The following is a 14,922-nucleotide window of genomic DNA, read 5'->3' on the forward strand; positions in this document are numbered from 1 at the left end:
CGGAATTTGCGCCGCTTCCATGTCGACCGAGGTAGCGCCGCAATCCGCGGGATCGTCCGAGGCCGAACTGCAGTACACGTTCGCACACCTCGCCTATCATCTCGATGCCGCCGGAATGGGTCGGGAACTCGAGCAACTAGTGACGAAGTTCTGGCTCGATCTGCAGGTTTCCCAGGGTCAGGGAAAGAATGCATTTCTGCGGGACGTCTCGATAGCGACGCGAAGCTCACATGAGCGGGCCCCGGACCGTTCCTACGGTATTCTGCAGGTCTGGCGCGGTGCTTATGTCTCAGCTTGCCTGCGCAGCACGACCGGACTTTACCCGCCCGGTTTGACGCGGCTCCTCGCACGCGCGGGACGCATCAAGGAGGCCATGGAGATTGCGTTCCTCATTCCGGATGCCTTCATGCGATCGATCGCCTTCTCCGGACTGGCTGAAGCGGCTAGCAATAGGCATGAAGCGGCAACCGCAGCAGAGGCATTGCAGCACGCTCTGGAGGCCGCAATGGTCGAGGATTCCGTGGTGTCGCGCGCGGAGGCTCTAGGGGCGGTCGGCGCGCGCGCACTGGAAATGGGCGACCATAAATTGCTCGGCTCAGCGCTGGACCTTCTATCGAAAGGGAGCATGGGTCATTGGATGGGCCGAATCCTCGCGGAGCTTGCGGCAGCGGCCGGCCGCACCGGACAGCGTGAGGTGCTCGAAACACTGCTTGCGATCGCGCGCACCTTCCCTGAGGACGACGCAAACCTCGCCGGTGAAGAAGCAGAGGCCTTGGCGGCAATAGCCGGCGCGATGGGACGGCTGGGCATGCCCGCTGAAATAGCGGAAATACGGGACTTCGCTCTGTCGAGGCCTTCGGACAGAAACGGGGAAATTCGACTGCTGACGGGGCTGATCGACGCCTTCGCTGCATCCGGCTGCGTGGCCGGTGTCGAATCGATGATGGAGGCTGTTGATCGCGCATCCTCGATCGATACCGCAATCGCGATCCATGCTAGCGTTGCTCACGCCTACGTTCGTCTCGGCGAGCCAGCAAAAGCCGAGTCGGTGCTCAGTGCGGTATGGGACGGCGGGCGTTTTGAGGACGAGGTTTCCGACTACGGATTGCGCCATATTGCCGAGGCATGGGCGCATCTCCACAGTTTCGAACGAAGCTTCGAGACGATTGAATCCATGCGGGAGTGTATACCACGCGCGAAGGGTCTAATATCGCTAGGCAGGATCGCCGTTGGAGCATCCGACTCGCAGCTTGCGCGCGATATCGCGTCCCGTGCCTTGGCACAGGCGAGACTTATCGACTTCGACGACATTCATAATTCAATGGAAACATTGCTTAGCGCCGGCGAATTTGGCTGGGAGGTCGGTCTTCATGCCGAGGCCTTGGGCGTCGTACGGGGGGCGCTTGCCGATCCTTGGACGCTGTGCGATCCGCTGTACGGTCCGGCGGCCCTGCAGAGTGCTGTGCGTATCCTGGTCCCGGCAGGCGATCGTGCCGAGCTGGAGTTAGCGATTGCCGCCGTATCACGTCTCGACGACCGCACTTTCCGCTACCAGGCCCTCGGCACCATCGTGGAGGAGCTTGCAAAGGCCGGCGACGTCGCGGGGGCCCTTCTATTGGCTGCGGAGCACGAGTTGAGCGGCCAGGTGCGCATTGCCCAAGCGGCCTTCGACGGTGGCCACAGCGTACTGGCGCATGATCTTGTCGATAAGGTGCTGGCAGAAGCGGAGAGGCTTTCGTTCCACAATGCCGAAGCCATATCGCTGAGCCGCATTGCCCATCACCTCGCTCTTCTCGGTGCGGTGCAAGAGGCGGAGACAGTCGCGATCGAGGCTCTGCATGGCACGCGATCGATGGTTGCGGAGACACTGAGTGAAGATATCGGGGCAAACGGACAAAAAGCGGTGGCCACCGCGCAGGTTGCCTTGACGCTAGCGCGGATCGGGCGGACCGAGAAAGCGGTTGAGGTTGCCCTTGCCGCATGGATGGAGGCCAATCCAAGGGGGCCGCGCGTCCGCAGTTCTCTCTCGGTGGAATCATGGAGTATCCTCGTGAAGCTCTATGGGCGGCACGGGGAGGTGATGAACCTCGTTGCGCGGGTGCTCACGCGGTCGCAAATGCCGGCACGCGCCATGCAACTCGCACAGGAGGTGGACGATGAAAGGGTGTTTCACATTGCTTGCCAGGCTATCGCCGGAGAATTGAGTCTCTACTCCAACATGTCGGAAGATCAGACTGTCGAATTGCTAGAGTCCTGTGCCGAAACCCTGGGCGAATCTGCGAAAACTAGTCTGGCGGCATTGGCGAGCCAAGGCCCTGTTGTGCTCAATGATTATGAGGAAATTCTGCGCGGCGTCGATGTCATGGAGGAGGATCCAGGTTTCCGGGAGCGCGCAATGCAAGCGCTGACTACTGCTCGGGCGCTTGCTGAGTTCAAGGACGAGTTGCGTGCCACGACATTCGGCGGGGAGTTGGTCAAGCGTCTCGGCGACCTCGCGTTGATACTGCAAGAGAGCGGTCGTTTGTCAGACAGTCTCGATGCCTGGAAAGACGCCTGCCTCGCGGCGAATCGCGAGGACCGGGCAACGGTCCTTAACCTGCTACAGCGGATGACGCCGGGCGTAGCGGAGCTCGATAAAGGCAAGACCCTCTTCCAATTGTTCCGCACGGCACATGATGTCGCCGGCTGGTGGCGGCACTAAACCAACGAATCACGAACGTCGAAAACGACTGAGTTACCTGGTTAGTGTCCCTTTAGCGGGGTGGCCGGGTGGCGATCACAGCACTTGCGAAGAGACGGATGACTTAAGTCGGGTCTTTCTCAATGCGCCATGTTGTTCGAGGGCGCTCGCCGTCGCGGTCGGAGGCCGCGCTGTCGCGGCACGCCCGTCGCTGCCTGGCGTGTCATAACACGAGACAGGGCGCTTTTGGGGCCGATGCTTGTCCAAACAGGGGGTCAGATCAGCAGCCGGCCCTTCATGCTGGCATGACCCTTTTTGCCGATGATGATGTGATCGTGCACGGCGATGCCGAGCGGTTTGGCCGTCTCGATGACCAGCTTGGTCATCTCGATGTCGGCGCGCGACGGCGTCGGGTCGCCTGACGGATGGGATTGTGCGCCATCCGTTGCAACTCTGTATCTAATTGATATTGTAACATAAAAGTCCTATTTCGACGTTAGTGAGGGCGGTTTCTGGGGTGCGTTTGCGACCTCCATTCGAGCAAGTTCACGGTTGCTCACGTTCCTTCCCGTTGAGTCGATTTGTCGCATGGCACCTAACGGTTTGCTGACTTGCCCATTCGTTGAGGTCGGCCACGGGATAGACGATGGACTTTCCGATCTTCACGAAAGCTGGCCCGACGCGCATTGCTCGCCAGTTGGCCAATGTCCCGGCTGGGATTGCGCCACGAAATCGTTCGGTGCACTTCCTCCGGCGTCAGATACAGTGGTTCCGTCATCTTGCACCTCAAATCAAGTCTCCGTCGGGATGATCGGGTCCGCGAATCGTGAAGACGGAGACGACCTCCTGGGCTTGGGGATCGACAAGTCGAGTTTCACTGAGAGCGTCTGTCGATGCCGGCGCGTCACGCACCTCTACGGCGACTTCGCCTCAAGACTGAAGCGGGTTCTGACCGCGGTAGGACCGTCTCGGGCTGCCGGCTAGAAAAAGGCCGGAGGGAAGGCGCGACCATGAGTCTGACGGCCCGCGGAAGGGGATGCAACCAGCGGCTCTCCGAACGCGAAGGCTGTGTCATCGACGGCGCTTGCGGGAGGCGTCGCATTCCCATGCGTTCCCATTGCCGACGTAGCCCGGGCCAAGCGGCCTAGGTGACTATTCGGAGAGACCGCGGGAGACGGCGGGGTGTCTCCCAAAGTATGTCAGCGGCATCCACCTAGCGCCTAAAACGCGTCCCGAAGGATCACGGTTTCGAGCGCGCCAGTTGGTTGCCATATGCCCTTACGCGCATAGTTCTGGACGCCATCGAGCATCGAGAGATTTCACTCTCCCTCGGCACACCCATCGCGTCAGCGTTTGCCGCCCAGACATACGAACGGGACCGCAGGGTGACCCGCATGCTGGTGCCCTTGGTGCGGATGGACGAGACCGCCGCGATCGCCGCGAAAGTCGCCGATGGCTTCTAGGTCGGCAATCCCGAGGCTGGCGACGCTTGGACCGGTGGTGAACAAGAGCCAGTAGGCGCGCATCCGGGCCCTGATCGAGGCGGCGATCGCCGAAGGAGCCACGCTTGCTGCCGGCGGTCGGGACCGCCCTGACGGGCTCGACAGTGGCTATCTCGTGCGGCCGACGGTGTTTTCCCATGTCACGCCCGACATGGCGATCGCGCGCGAGGAGGTGTTCGGGCCGGTGCTGTCGATCATCGGCTATCGCGACGAGGACGAGGCGATCCGCATCGCCAAGGAGGGTGAAATTTGACCTTTTGCAGACTCTTTGTAGCCAAGCAACAGCGGCGAGAAGAAGATGAAGCGGCCGACCTGATGTCGAGGCGATGGCGTGATGGAACTGGCCAAAGGCATTCGATTTTGGCGGCATAATCGTAGATTGGGTTACATTTGGGCGCACGCTTCTTGCCAAATTGCTCTGTCATCCCAACGAGGTGTTGGACGGGCTACGACACAAAAATATAGCTAAATCAATATGTTACGCTACGAACTTACCGTGTCACGCATGATCGGCTAGCCAGACCTATTGCGGAGAAAGTCTCCTCAGGAAGAATACCGATTTTCCAGCAGGCTTGTTCCAGGCGCTCAATCAAGCGTAGCATTGACGCTGCTGGTGAAACGCAACGCGTCTCCGCACGAGAAGGAAGTCCGGCTATCGAAAACTGTTCGACGAACCGTCACCTGAGGGAACGTTCCGCTACCGGTCGGCCCCTTGTTACTTCCGAATCTGGGGATCAGGAATTCGGGCCTCCGTCGGCTGCCGGTTGAACCATTCACTCACGCGGCATGAGCATATCGGGAGATGGGTGAGCGACGGTCCGACTAACACCCGGAAATCTCGCCCTCGTAAGTAATCTTGGCCTGATCTGGCCGGCCCGGCCGGTCTTCAACGCATCACCGACAGTTCCGGCGTGGCGACGAGCCCGACGGTCTTAATGGCCTGGACCGTTTGGTTGATGTGTCCGCAAGTGGCCGGCCCGTTCGGTATAGGAGGAACGGTCCAGATCCACGGACCGGCCGGCCTGGATCGAAATCGGAGCCGCTCGGTCCATTCACAGCCGCGCATTGCCAAGCCTAGCGTTGCCCACCGTATCGGAAAGGCCGCATGCGGCGCTCTTGGAAAGGCTGCACCGCCCGTGGAACGCGTTCGCATCCTGTTTGACAAGGAAATGCCATCGATGCTCCGCACCACTGTCGAAGGTGTCCTCGCCTCCCACCCGGCCTGTCATGTCGTCGAGCCCGCCGACAAACAGGCGCCGCTCGAGGGACAGGTCGCGGAAATCGCTCCCGACATGCTGATCGTCATGCATCCGGCACAGGATAACGGACCGGGTCGCTTCGTCCGTCTTCTGCTGTCGCGGCCGGCGCTGCGGGTTCTCGCGGTGACGTCGAACGACGGCAAAGCCTTCATCCATTGGCTGAAGCCGCATGTGATCGAGATCGGCGAACTGTCGTCGGAGAGCCTGCGTGCCGCGCTTGCGCAGACCTGCACACCTCGGCAGATGGAGGCCTGATGCGATGGCGGACGCGTCTGGAATCGGTTTCGTCAGCCAGAGCCTGCAGAACCTTCTGCGCTCGGTGATCACCGATGCCGGGCCATTCGTCGGCACGCAGATCGACCTGCGCTCGCCGAAGGAATTGCGCCTGGCCGGCGTGCAGCAGGCCGTCGTTTCGCTTTGGCTCTACCGGGCCAGCCGGGTCGAGGATCTCGTCAATGCGCCGCCGGTGCGCATTCCGCCCAACCGGCTCGTGCAGCGGCCGCTGCCGCTCAACCTCACCTATCTGGTCACACCGCTCGCCAAGGATACGCTGACCGAGCAGCGGCTGCTCGGCCTGGCCATGCAGGCCATGCACGACAACGCGCTGCTCGGTGCCGATTTCCTTGTCCCGCAACTGGTCGACAGCGGCACGCGCACGCTGTCGGTGCATCTGGAGCCGCATTCTCTGGAAGAGCTGACGCGCATCTGGCATGCGCTGCAGGAGCCTTACGAGCTGTCGGCCGCCTATGTCGTGCAATACGTGCCGATCGTCTCGCATCGCGATGTGATCGACGGCGCGCCCGTGCTGGTCAAGACCGATCGCTACGCCGCGATCGGCGCCGTGAGTTGAGGCTGGCCATGGACGCGCGCGTCGTCACCAACGGCCATGTCTACGACGTCACCTACGACCGCGTGATGCTCTGGCAGGTACTGGTGCACGGCGCCGTCATCGACGACTGCGAGGATCAGCCGGCGCCGGTGGCGGCGCCGTTCGACGTGTCGGTCGACGACGCGTTGCTACGCGCCTCCGGCCATGACGCGGGTTACGCCCTTGCCGGCGATCCCGACGTCGCGCTCCATGACCATACGGTCGCGCACACCCTGGAAGTCGATCTGTCCGCCGTCGGCTTCCGCGACCGGCATGTTTCGGTGACGGTCCCGGCGGCGCCGGTGTTTCCGGTCGTCGCCGCCGATGTCGCGATGCGCCGCGTGCCGGTATCCCTGCAGGGCCGAATAATGACACTGGCGACCGGCGACCCGGTTCCCGGCGCGCGCATCGACCTTTTAGGTCCGGCACTGCCAGCGCCGCGCCGCGCCGTTCTCCTGTCCTCGCCGCTCGCGCGGGCGCTCACTGCCGCGGCGACGGTGCGGGGCAAGGCTCTTGCGGCCGTCGCTTCCGCCGTGCCGGTCAAGACCGCGCGCGACGAAGCGCCGGCCGGCGCGGTCCGCCTGCTGCTCGACGATCGGCAGGGTCTGGCGCCGGGCCAATTGCTGCGTTTCGGCCCGGCGCACCGAGCGCATTTCGCCCAGATCCAGTCGGTCTCGAACGATCCCGCCAACCTGGCGCTCTCCGGAACGATGACGCTGACGGCGCCGCTGGCGCGCGGGGTGCGCCGCGGCGACGCGGCGGCACCGTTCACGCTAGGCGCCAATGCCGGGCCATCCGCCGCTCCGGTGGGCGACGCCTTTGCCGGCGAAGCGGTGCTGATCCTTGACGATCTCGTGGCCGGCGATGTCCTCGTCGTCACCGATGCGCCGAACCCTCTGGCCTTCCACGCCCGTGGCATCGTCGCCGATGCCTCCGGCCGCTACCTGATCCAGGGCCTCAGCCGGCTGCAGCGCCCATTGCTGCGCATCACCGCCGCCGGCTTCGCCGCCCTGTCTCGCGCCGTGCCGATGCGGTGGGCGCAGCCCGTTTCGCCACTTGATTGGAGGATGACGCCATGACGCGCCGAGCCTCGACTGAAGGAGAGCCAGCCCATGCCTGAATATCTCGCGCCAGGCGTATTCCTGGAAGAAGTGGACCTGAAGGCGCCTTCCATCGAGGGCGTGTCGACCAGCACCACCGGCATGGTGGGGTACACCACCCGCGGCCCGACGAAGGGGCGGCCGGTACTGGTGACCAACATGCTGCAGTTCCGCCAGAACTTCGGCCGGCCGTTCCTAACCTCGGACCCGACCGTGCTCGGCAAGGAGGAGCTTTTCCTGGCCGCCGAGGGGTTCTTCGCAAACGGCGGACGGCGGCTCTATGTCACTCGCGCTGTCGGCGCCGGCGCGGTCAACGCGGCGTCGCAGACGCGGGGCGGCATGGTCACGCGCCTGGCGCCCGGTTCCGATGCCCTGGTCGGCCAGCCCATCATAAAGCCGGTCAGCCTGCGCGGCCTGTCAGCCGGCAAGGAAATCCGGCTGCAGATGGTGGAGGATGGCGTCACCTATTTGTCCAATGTGCTGCATGTCACAGCCAGCGGCATCAATCGCGCCACCGGCGAAGTCACGCTCGACGCCAACATCACCATCACGCCGGCCGGCAAGGCGTCCTTCCTGACGCGGTCGACGGCGTTGGTCACCCGCATCGACCGCATCCAGGCTTTCCAGGCGGCGGAAGGCACGCCGCGTCCCGCCAGCGTCCTGCTCTCCGCCGTCGATGCCGGCGCCTGGGGTAACGAGCTTGTCGTGCAGGCCGCGCATACCGATGGCGTGCGCGCCGAATACGACGCCAATCTCGGCAGCAACCGCATCCAGTTGAAATCCGGCGCCGGCTTCTATGAGAAGGCCTGGATAGAGATCGACCGCGGCAACGGCGCCAATTCCAAGCTCTACCGCCAGGTCGTTTCGGCCAGCGGCAACATCATCGTGCTGGACGGCGCCGTGATCCCGGCAAACGGCCTCAACCCGCTTGCCCCGGCCACCAAGACCATCATCACTGTGTGCGAATTTTCGCTGAGCGTTGCCTATGACGGGATGCTGGAGGCCTATCGCGGCCTGACGCTGGAGAACGTCCAGGGCAGGTTCGTCACCGACGTGGTGAATTCGCGCTCGCGGCTGATCCATGTCGACACCGTCCCGGCCACCACCAATCCGTTCTTCTATCCGTCCGGCGACAATGGCCTGAACCTGACCGTGACCACGCCGGGTGTCGACGCGCCACCGGCGGCCATCAATCTCATCGGTCAGGATCTCGGCCCCGGCCAGCGGACCGGCCTGAAGGCGCTGGAGGAGATCGAGGACATCTCGATCATCGCCGTGCCCGGCTGGGGCGACCAGGCCGTGCAGGAAGCCATGATCGAGCAGTGCGAGCGGCTGAAATACCGCGTTGCGCTGCTCGACCCGCTCGTCGCCGGCGGCACGCCCCCGACGCTGAACGACATCCAGGCGCAGCGCCTGCAGTTCGACAGCAAATACGCGGCGATCTACTACCCCCGCGTCATCGTGCGCGATGCCGCCGGCAATCGGCGACCCGTCGGCCCGAGCGGCCACATGGCCGGCGTCTGCGCCCGCGTCGACAACGAGCGCGGCGTCTGGAAGGCGCCGGGCAACGAGACGGTTCGCAACATCCTCGACCTGGAGATGATCGTCACAAAGGGCGAGCATGAAGTGCTCAATCCGCAGCCCAACAACATCAACGTCTTCCGCGATTTCCGCAACGAGGGCAGGGGGCTGCGCATCTATGGCGCGCGCTGCATCACCTCCTTCGCCGACTGGAAATACCTGTCGGTGCGCCGGCTGTTCATCTTCATCGAGCGGTCGCTGGAGATCGGCACGCAATGGGCGGTGCTGGAGCCGAACGACCAGCGCCTGTGGTCCAAGCTCAAGGACAGCGTCGATTCCTTCCTCAGCGGACTTTGGCGCGAGGGCGCACTGTTCGGCGACAAGAAGGAGCACGCCTTCTACATCGACTGCGGCTACGAGACGATGAGCTTGGACGACATCGATAATGGCAGGCTTATCATGGAGATAGGCATAGCGCCGGTTAAGCCTGCCGAGTTCGTCATCATCCGCATCGGCCAGTGGGCCGGCGGATCCTTCACCGAAGAAGTGTGATGATCAAGGAGGCGGCCTATGGCTGAGCGAGAGAGACCCGATCCGTTCCGTGGCTACAATTTCCGCGTCGAGATCGACGGCGTGGCCGGCGCGGCGTTCCGCGAATGCAGCGGCCTGACCTTCGAGACCGACCCGGTCGAGTACCGCGAGGGCGACGAGAAGAACCTGCACGTGCGCAAGACCTTCGGTCTGCGCAAGTTCACCAACATCCAGCTGAAGCGCGGCATCACCACCGACCACCATCTCTACGACTGGTACAAGGAGGTGCTCAACGGCGGCGCCAAGCTGCGCGACGGCGCGGTGGTGCTGACCGACGAATTGCAGGCCGACAAGCTGCGCTGGAGTTTCAAGAACGGCTTCATTACCAAGTGGGAAGGGCCTGGCCTCAACGCCACCTCGAACGACATCGCCGTCGAGATGATCGAGATCGCCGTCGACCGCGTCGAAATGACGGTCACAGGGTAGGCCGCCATGGTGATCCACTACGCACCCGGCGTCTATGTCGAGCGGCCCCGCCCCAGGGACGTGCTCGTCGGCGTGCGTATGGATATCGCGGGCTTCGTGGGCATCGCCGAAAAGGGTCCGGTGGACAAGGCTGTCGCCTTGGACGGCTGGCCTGCCTTCCTCGATACGTTCGGCAATTTCCTGCCGAACGCTTACCTTGCCTATGCGGTGCGCGCTTTCTTCGAAAATGGCGGTCGTCGCTGTCATGTCGTGCGCGTCGCCGCCGACGAGGTCCGCACCGGGCTCGACCTGGCGCTTGCCCAACCGGCCGACAGATCGTCCTCCTTCGTGCTGTCGGCTGCTGGCATCGTGAAGGGCAGTCTCGTCATCGTTGACCAGTCTGTCGCCACGACGACCGCCGGCGCCCAGCCGGCCGATCGACGCTCCTCCATCGTCACCGACACGGGCGGCTTCGCCGCCGGACGTCTCGTCGCCGTCACCCAGCCCGGCAGGAAGATCGGCTTTGCCATGCCGGTGCTGGTCGATTCCGTCGCCAAGGAAATCCGCTGGCGCGAGCCGCTCGACGCGGCGCTCAACCTGACACTGGCGGTCACCTTGTCGACCAGCCATCGCTGCCGCCGGCTGGTGCAGTCGGTCGCTGGCAACGAACTCGTCTGGCGTTCGCCGCTGGATGCCGCCTTCGATCCAACCAAGGCGATGACCTTCGCCGCCGGCGCCGGCACGGCCGACGGCACGATCTATGACGAGGATGGCAACCCGCTCCTGTCGCTCAAGGCATCCAGCCCCGGCCAATGGGGCGATGCCCTGGCGGTTTCGGTCCGGCATACGCGCAGCGCCGAGACAAGCTCCAGACCGCGTCCCGCCGCCGATTTGCCGGGGCTCCTGTCGGTCGGGCGCATCGTCGGGTTCGCCAAGGATGCGATCGTCGAAGTGCTGCAGGACGGAGCGCCGATCATCCGCCGCCGCATCGAGCTGGTCGATATCCGCGAACGCAGGCTGGTTTGGGACGCGGACCTGCCCACGCCCGCCTTCGATCTGGCCGCCGCCGCCAACGGGACGAAGCCGATCCGGGTGCGCCGGCACGCCATGGCGCTGTCGGTACGGCTGAAGGGCAGGCTGGCGGAGACCTTCTCCGATCTCGACCTGCCCACCCTGGCCGATCCGGACCTGTCGCCGGTCAACGAACGGTCGAAGCTGATCCGTATCGGCCGCATCGCCGGCCCCGCCTATGCGCTGCCCGATCCGCTGCTCCCCTTGCTGCGCAATGGCGTGTGTAGCCTGTCCGGCGGGCGCGACGGCATCGCCATGCTGAAGCCTGAAAGGATCGTCGGCGACGCGTCCGCGCAGGAACGGCGCGGTGTCCGCGTCTTCGAGGCGGTCGACGAGCCGGCGGCGCTGGCCGTCCCAGACGCAATGATCGAGCCGATGCCGGCAGTCGCCTTCGCGCCGCTGCCCAAGGAAGAACCCGACCCGTGCAGCCTGTGTCCGGCGCTGCCGCCCGTCGCCGAACTGCCGCCGCCGCCGGTCGTCGAAGCGACGCCCGACTTCTCACCCGACGACATCTTCTTCATGCAGTCCGGTCTCGTGACCCACTGCGAGGCGCGTGGCGACCGCGTCGCTTTGCTCGACGTGCCGCGCTGGCGCGACCGTCCCGACGCCTACGATCTCGACGCCTTGACGGCATGGCGGCAGCGTTTCGACAGCTCCTACGCGGCGCTGTATTTCCCCTGGATCGAGCTGACCGACCCGCTCACCTTGCCAAGTGGCAAGCCGCGAGCCGTGCCGCCCTCGGGCCACGCTGCCGGCTGCTTTGCCTGGACCGATTTCGCCCGCGGAACGCAGGCGGCGCCCGCCAATCTCGCGCTGCAATGGGCGGCGGCGCTGCCGCGTTCGATCGATGCCGCCGAACAGGAAGGGCTCAATCCCGCCGGCATCAATTGCATCCGCACCTTTTCTGGCCGCGGCATCCGCATCTATGGCGCGCGCGCACTGTCCAGCGACCCACAATGGCGTTTCCTCAATGTGCGGCGCCTGGTCATCCGGCTGAAGCGCTCGCTCTATCGCGGCCTGCAATGGGCGGTGCTCGAGCCGAACAACCAGATTTTCGTCGATGCCGTCTTCGCCCAGGTCGAAGGGTTCCTGGAGACGGAATGGGACGAAAGGCGGCTGGCCGGCCGCACCGCCGACGAGGCGTTCTACGTCCGCCAGATCGTCACCGAAGGTTCCTACGACCACGGCGAGTTCATCCTCGAGATCGGCGTCGCGCCGGTCATTCCCGCCGAATTCGTCGTGCTGCGCCTGTCGCGCACCGAAGACCGGCTGGGGATCGCCGAGGACACGGCGGCAGGAGGCGCGGCATGACACGCTCCCGTCCGGATCCCGTTCTTGGCTTCAACTTCACCGTCTCACTGGTCGAGACGGCGAGCGCCGGCGCCACCATCCAGGCGACCTTCGGCGTCGCTCCGGCCCAGGCGGGATTCAGCGAATGCAGCGGCCTCGATGTGACCTTGCAGCCGGAGACCTATGCCGAAGGCGGCAACAACGGCGCGCTGCTGAAATTCACCGGCCGCGCCTCGTGGTCGAACATCCGCCTGAAGCGCGGGATCGTGACCGCCGCGCATCTGTGGCAGTGGCACTACGACTTCATCGAGGGACACGGCAAGCGCCGCGACGGTGTTATCACCCTTCAGGACGAGCGCGGCAAGGCGGTGCGCAGCTGGCGCTTCAAGCGCGGCCTGCCGGTGCGCTGGGTCGGCCCGTCGCTCAATGCCATGCAGTCGCAGATCGCGGTCGAGGAAATCGAGATCGCGCATGAAGGCATCCGCGCCACCGGCGCCGGCGGCGGCAATCTGGTTTCAGCGGTGTCCAACCTGTTTTCCTGAGGAGCGTTGCGATGGACGTGCATGTCGAGGAGGTCAACACCAAGGTCACACTGTTCGACGTCGAGCAGATGCAGGCGCAGATCGTGCGCACGGTGATGGCGCGCCTCGACGACGAGCAGCGCCAGCGCCAGCGCCGCGACGACGAGACCCGCTTGCGCCGCACCGCCTACGACCGCCCGGACGGAGTGGCATGACATGAGCTGGTTGGCCAAGGCACAGATCCAGCGCCTGCGTGCCGACGGCACCGCGGTCGGCGCCGCGCTCGACGTGCTCTACAACCCGACCGAATACACGCTCGCCAAGTCGAACCAGATCGCCGAGATCGCCATTCCGGGGCTGGACTCGCCGCTGCTGCAGTTCGTGCGCGGCCAGACCGAGACGATGACGGTAGAGCTGTTCTTCGACTCGACCGACGGCGGCACCGGCGCCGACGCCAAGTCGGTGACGGAAAAGACCGATCCTTTCTACAAGCTGATCAAGATCGAGAGCGAGACGCACGCGCCACCCATCGTATTGTTCACTTGGGGTGGCGACGCCTTTCCCGGCCACCGCACCAATGCCGCGCAAGGTGGCCAGGCGCGCTACGGCTTCAAGGGCGTCATCGAGAGCGTGCGCCAGCGCTACACCATGTTCTCCTCGCTTGGCCTGCCGCTGCGCGCCACGCTGTCGCTGGTCATCAAGGAATACAAGACCTTGCCCGAGCAGCTGGCCGAGCTCGGCCTGCTGTCGCCCGACCGCACAAAGGCGCATGCCGTGCAGGCCGGCCAGACCATTACCCGCATTGCCGAACTGACCGCTGGCGACGGCGCCGACTGGCGCCGCATCGCCGAGCACAACGGCATCGAGAACCCGTTCGATCTCGCTCCCGGATCGATCCTCGAAGTACCGGCCCGATAGGACCATAACAGATGAGCGCCGCCGCCAAGATCATCCCGCTGCACAAGGAAACGCAGCCCTTCTACGTGCCGGCCTTCGAGCTGCATGTGAAGGGCCGTCCGGTGCCGGTGCGCGACGTCATCGAGGTCCGCTACGAGGACGGCATCGAGAAGATCGACGGCTTTACGCTGACCGTCAACAACTGGGACACGGTCACCCAGAAGCCGCTTTACTACGGCCACGAGGCTAATGCCGGCATCTTCGTGCCGGGCAACAAGATCAGGCTCTACATGGGCTATCAGGGCGATCTGCGCCTGATGATGACCGGTCTGATCACCTCGATCGACGTGCAGTTTCCCGAGAGCGGCTCCTCGCGCATCGTCGTCAGCGGGCTCAATGTGCTCGAGCGCTTCCGCCGCACCCAGTACACCTGGTCCTGGCCGGAGGAAAAGAAGGAAGGCATTCGCGACAGCGAGGTTGCCAAGCTGCTCGAGCGCCAGCCCGACGACAAGGCCGGGCGGCCGGGGCTGGGCGTCGAGGTCCGCACCGACAAGGCGGCGGCTGGCAAGGAGCCGCTGCTGCCCAACATCTACATGAACAACCAGTTCCCGATCATCTTCCTGATGGAGCGGGCAAGGCGCTGCGGCTACGAGGTGCTGGCCGGCGAGGAGGACCGCGGCGGATCGGAACCCCACAGCTACCTCTATTTCGGTCCGACCAATTCGCTGCGCGACGTCACCTACGAGCTGGAATGGGGCAAGTCCCTGGTCTCCTTCCATCCGACCTTCGCCAGCGCCCAGCAGATTTTCGCCGTCAAGGTCTGCGGCTGGGACCGCACCGCCAAGAAGCGCATCGAGGAACGCCGCACGCTGGACGACCTCAAGGACGTAGCGCCGAACCGCGATCACATCGTCGTCGCCAGGACCGCCAACCGCGAGGAGGTCATCACCGACCCACCGGCGCGCACTGTCGAAGAAGCGAAGAAGCGCGCCGACGAGGTGCTGAAGAAGAGCATTGGCCGCATGGTCGAGGCGACCGGCACCACGGTCGGCCTGCCGGACCTGCGCGGCGGCAAGTCGGTCAGCATCACGCGCACCGGCGTCCAGTTCGACGGCCTCTACACGGTGCTGTCCTCGACCCACACGCTCGATTCCTCCGGCTATCGGACGAACTTCACCGCCCGCCGGGTCGAGCCGCCAGCAAACAAACGGAGATGA

General features: G+C 64.5%; 13 protein-coding genes and 1 pseudogene. 12 read left to right on the plus strand and 2 right to left on the minus strand.

Going from position 1 to position 14,922, the window contains the following annotated elements:
* Nucleotides 1-19: 19 nt before the first annotated feature.
* Complete coding sequence (locus BQ8794_RS27115) at nucleotides 20-2,701, plus strand: ATP-binding protein (protein ID WP_077381610.1); 2,682 nt, start codon at nucleotides 20-22, stop codon at nucleotides 2,699-2,701.
* Nucleotides 2,702-2,955: 254 nt separating this feature from the next.
* Here BQ8794_RS27115 and BQ8794_RS27120 read toward each other — a convergent pair.
* Nucleotides 2,956-3,111 (minus strand): annotated as a pseudogene (locus tag BQ8794_RS27120) (JAB domain-containing protein); the annotation flags it as partial.
* A gap of 915 nt (nucleotides 3,112-4,026) precedes the next feature.
* A complete protein-coding gene (locus tag BQ8794_RS36810) occupies nucleotides 4,027-4,245 on the minus strand; it encodes a hypothetical protein (RefSeq protein WP_244555109.1) in 219 nt (72 codons plus the stop codon).
* Between BQ8794_RS36810 and BQ8794_RS36815 the strand changes: the two genes are divergently transcribed.
* The 11 genes from BQ8794_RS36815 (at nucleotide 4,229) to BQ8794_RS27180 (ending at nucleotide 14,922) form a co-directional block, all read left to right on the plus strand.
* Complete coding sequence (locus tag BQ8794_RS36815) at nucleotides 4,229-4,435, plus strand: aldehyde dehydrogenase family protein (protein ID WP_244555121.1); 207 nt, start codon at nucleotides 4,229-4,231, stop codon at nucleotides 4,433-4,435. The genes BQ8794_RS36810 and BQ8794_RS36815 overlap by 17 nt on opposite strands.
* A 925-nt stretch (nucleotides 4,436-5,360) precedes the next feature.
* Nucleotides 5,361-5,696 carry a hypothetical protein gene (locus BQ8794_RS35155; protein ID WP_143744693.1) on the plus strand — a complete coding sequence of 112 codons (336 nt, stop codon included), beginning with the start codon at nucleotides 5,361-5,363 and terminating at the stop codon, nucleotides 5,694-5,696.
* A 4-nt stretch (nucleotides 5,697-5,700) separates the two neighbouring features.
* On the plus strand, nucleotides 5,701-6,291 hold the full coding sequence (locus tag BQ8794_RS27140; protein ID WP_077381612.1) for a Pvc16 family protein: 591 nt from the start codon (nucleotides 5,701-5,703) through the stop codon (nucleotides 6,289-6,291).
* An 8-nt stretch (nucleotides 6,292-6,299) separates the two neighbouring features.
* Nucleotides 6,300-7,388 carry a hypothetical protein gene (locus BQ8794_RS27145; protein ID WP_077381613.1) on the plus strand — a complete coding sequence of 363 codons (1,089 nt, stop codon included), beginning with the start codon at nucleotides 6,300-6,302 and terminating at the stop codon, nucleotides 7,386-7,388.
* A gap of 33 nt (nucleotides 7,389-7,421) precedes the next feature.
* Nucleotides 7,422-9,482, plus strand: coding sequence for a phage tail sheath subtilisin-like domain-containing protein (locus BQ8794_RS27150; protein WP_077381614.1), 2,061 nt, complete (start codon nucleotides 7,422-7,424; stop codon nucleotides 9,480-9,482).
* An 18-nt stretch (nucleotides 9,483-9,500) separates the two neighbouring features.
* On the plus strand, nucleotides 9,501-9,947 hold the full coding sequence (locus tag BQ8794_RS27155; protein ID WP_077381615.1) for a phage tail protein: 447 nt from the start codon (nucleotides 9,501-9,503) through the stop codon (nucleotides 9,945-9,947).
* A gap of 6 nt (nucleotides 9,948-9,953) precedes the next feature.
* A complete protein-coding gene (locus BQ8794_RS27160; protein ID WP_077381616.1) occupies nucleotides 9,954-12,308 on the plus strand; it encodes a phage tail sheath family protein in 2,355 nt (784 codons plus the stop codon).
* Nucleotides 12,305-12,829 (plus strand): phage tail protein, encoded by a 525-nt coding sequence (locus tag BQ8794_RS27165; protein WP_077381617.1) that lies wholly within the window; start codon nucleotides 12,305-12,307, stop codon nucleotides 12,827-12,829. The genes BQ8794_RS27160 and BQ8794_RS27165 overlap by 4 nt, the downstream gene beginning before the upstream one ends.
* Nucleotides 12,830-12,840: 11 nt before the next feature.
* On the plus strand, nucleotides 12,841-13,023 hold the full coding sequence (locus BQ8794_RS27170) for a hypothetical protein (protein WP_077381618.1): 183 nt from the start codon (nucleotides 12,841-12,843) through the stop codon (nucleotides 13,021-13,023).
* 1 nt (nucleotide 13,024) lies between these two features.
* Nucleotides 13,025-13,726: a CIS tube protein gene (locus tag BQ8794_RS27175; protein ID WP_077381619.1), complete on the plus strand. Its 702-nt coding sequence runs from the start codon at nucleotides 13,025-13,027 to the stop codon at nucleotides 13,724-13,726.
* Between the two features lie 11 nt (nucleotides 13,727-13,737).
* Nucleotides 13,738-14,922, plus strand: a complete 1,185-nt coding sequence (locus BQ8794_RS27180) for a phage late control D family protein (RefSeq protein WP_077381620.1) — start codon at nucleotides 13,738-13,740, stop codon at nucleotides 14,920-14,922.

It is taken from the genome of Mesorhizobium prunaredense (genome assembly GCF_900156895.1).
Lineage (GTDB): Bacteria > Pseudomonadota > Alphaproteobacteria > Rhizobiales > Rhizobiaceae > Mesorhizobium > Mesorhizobium prunaredense.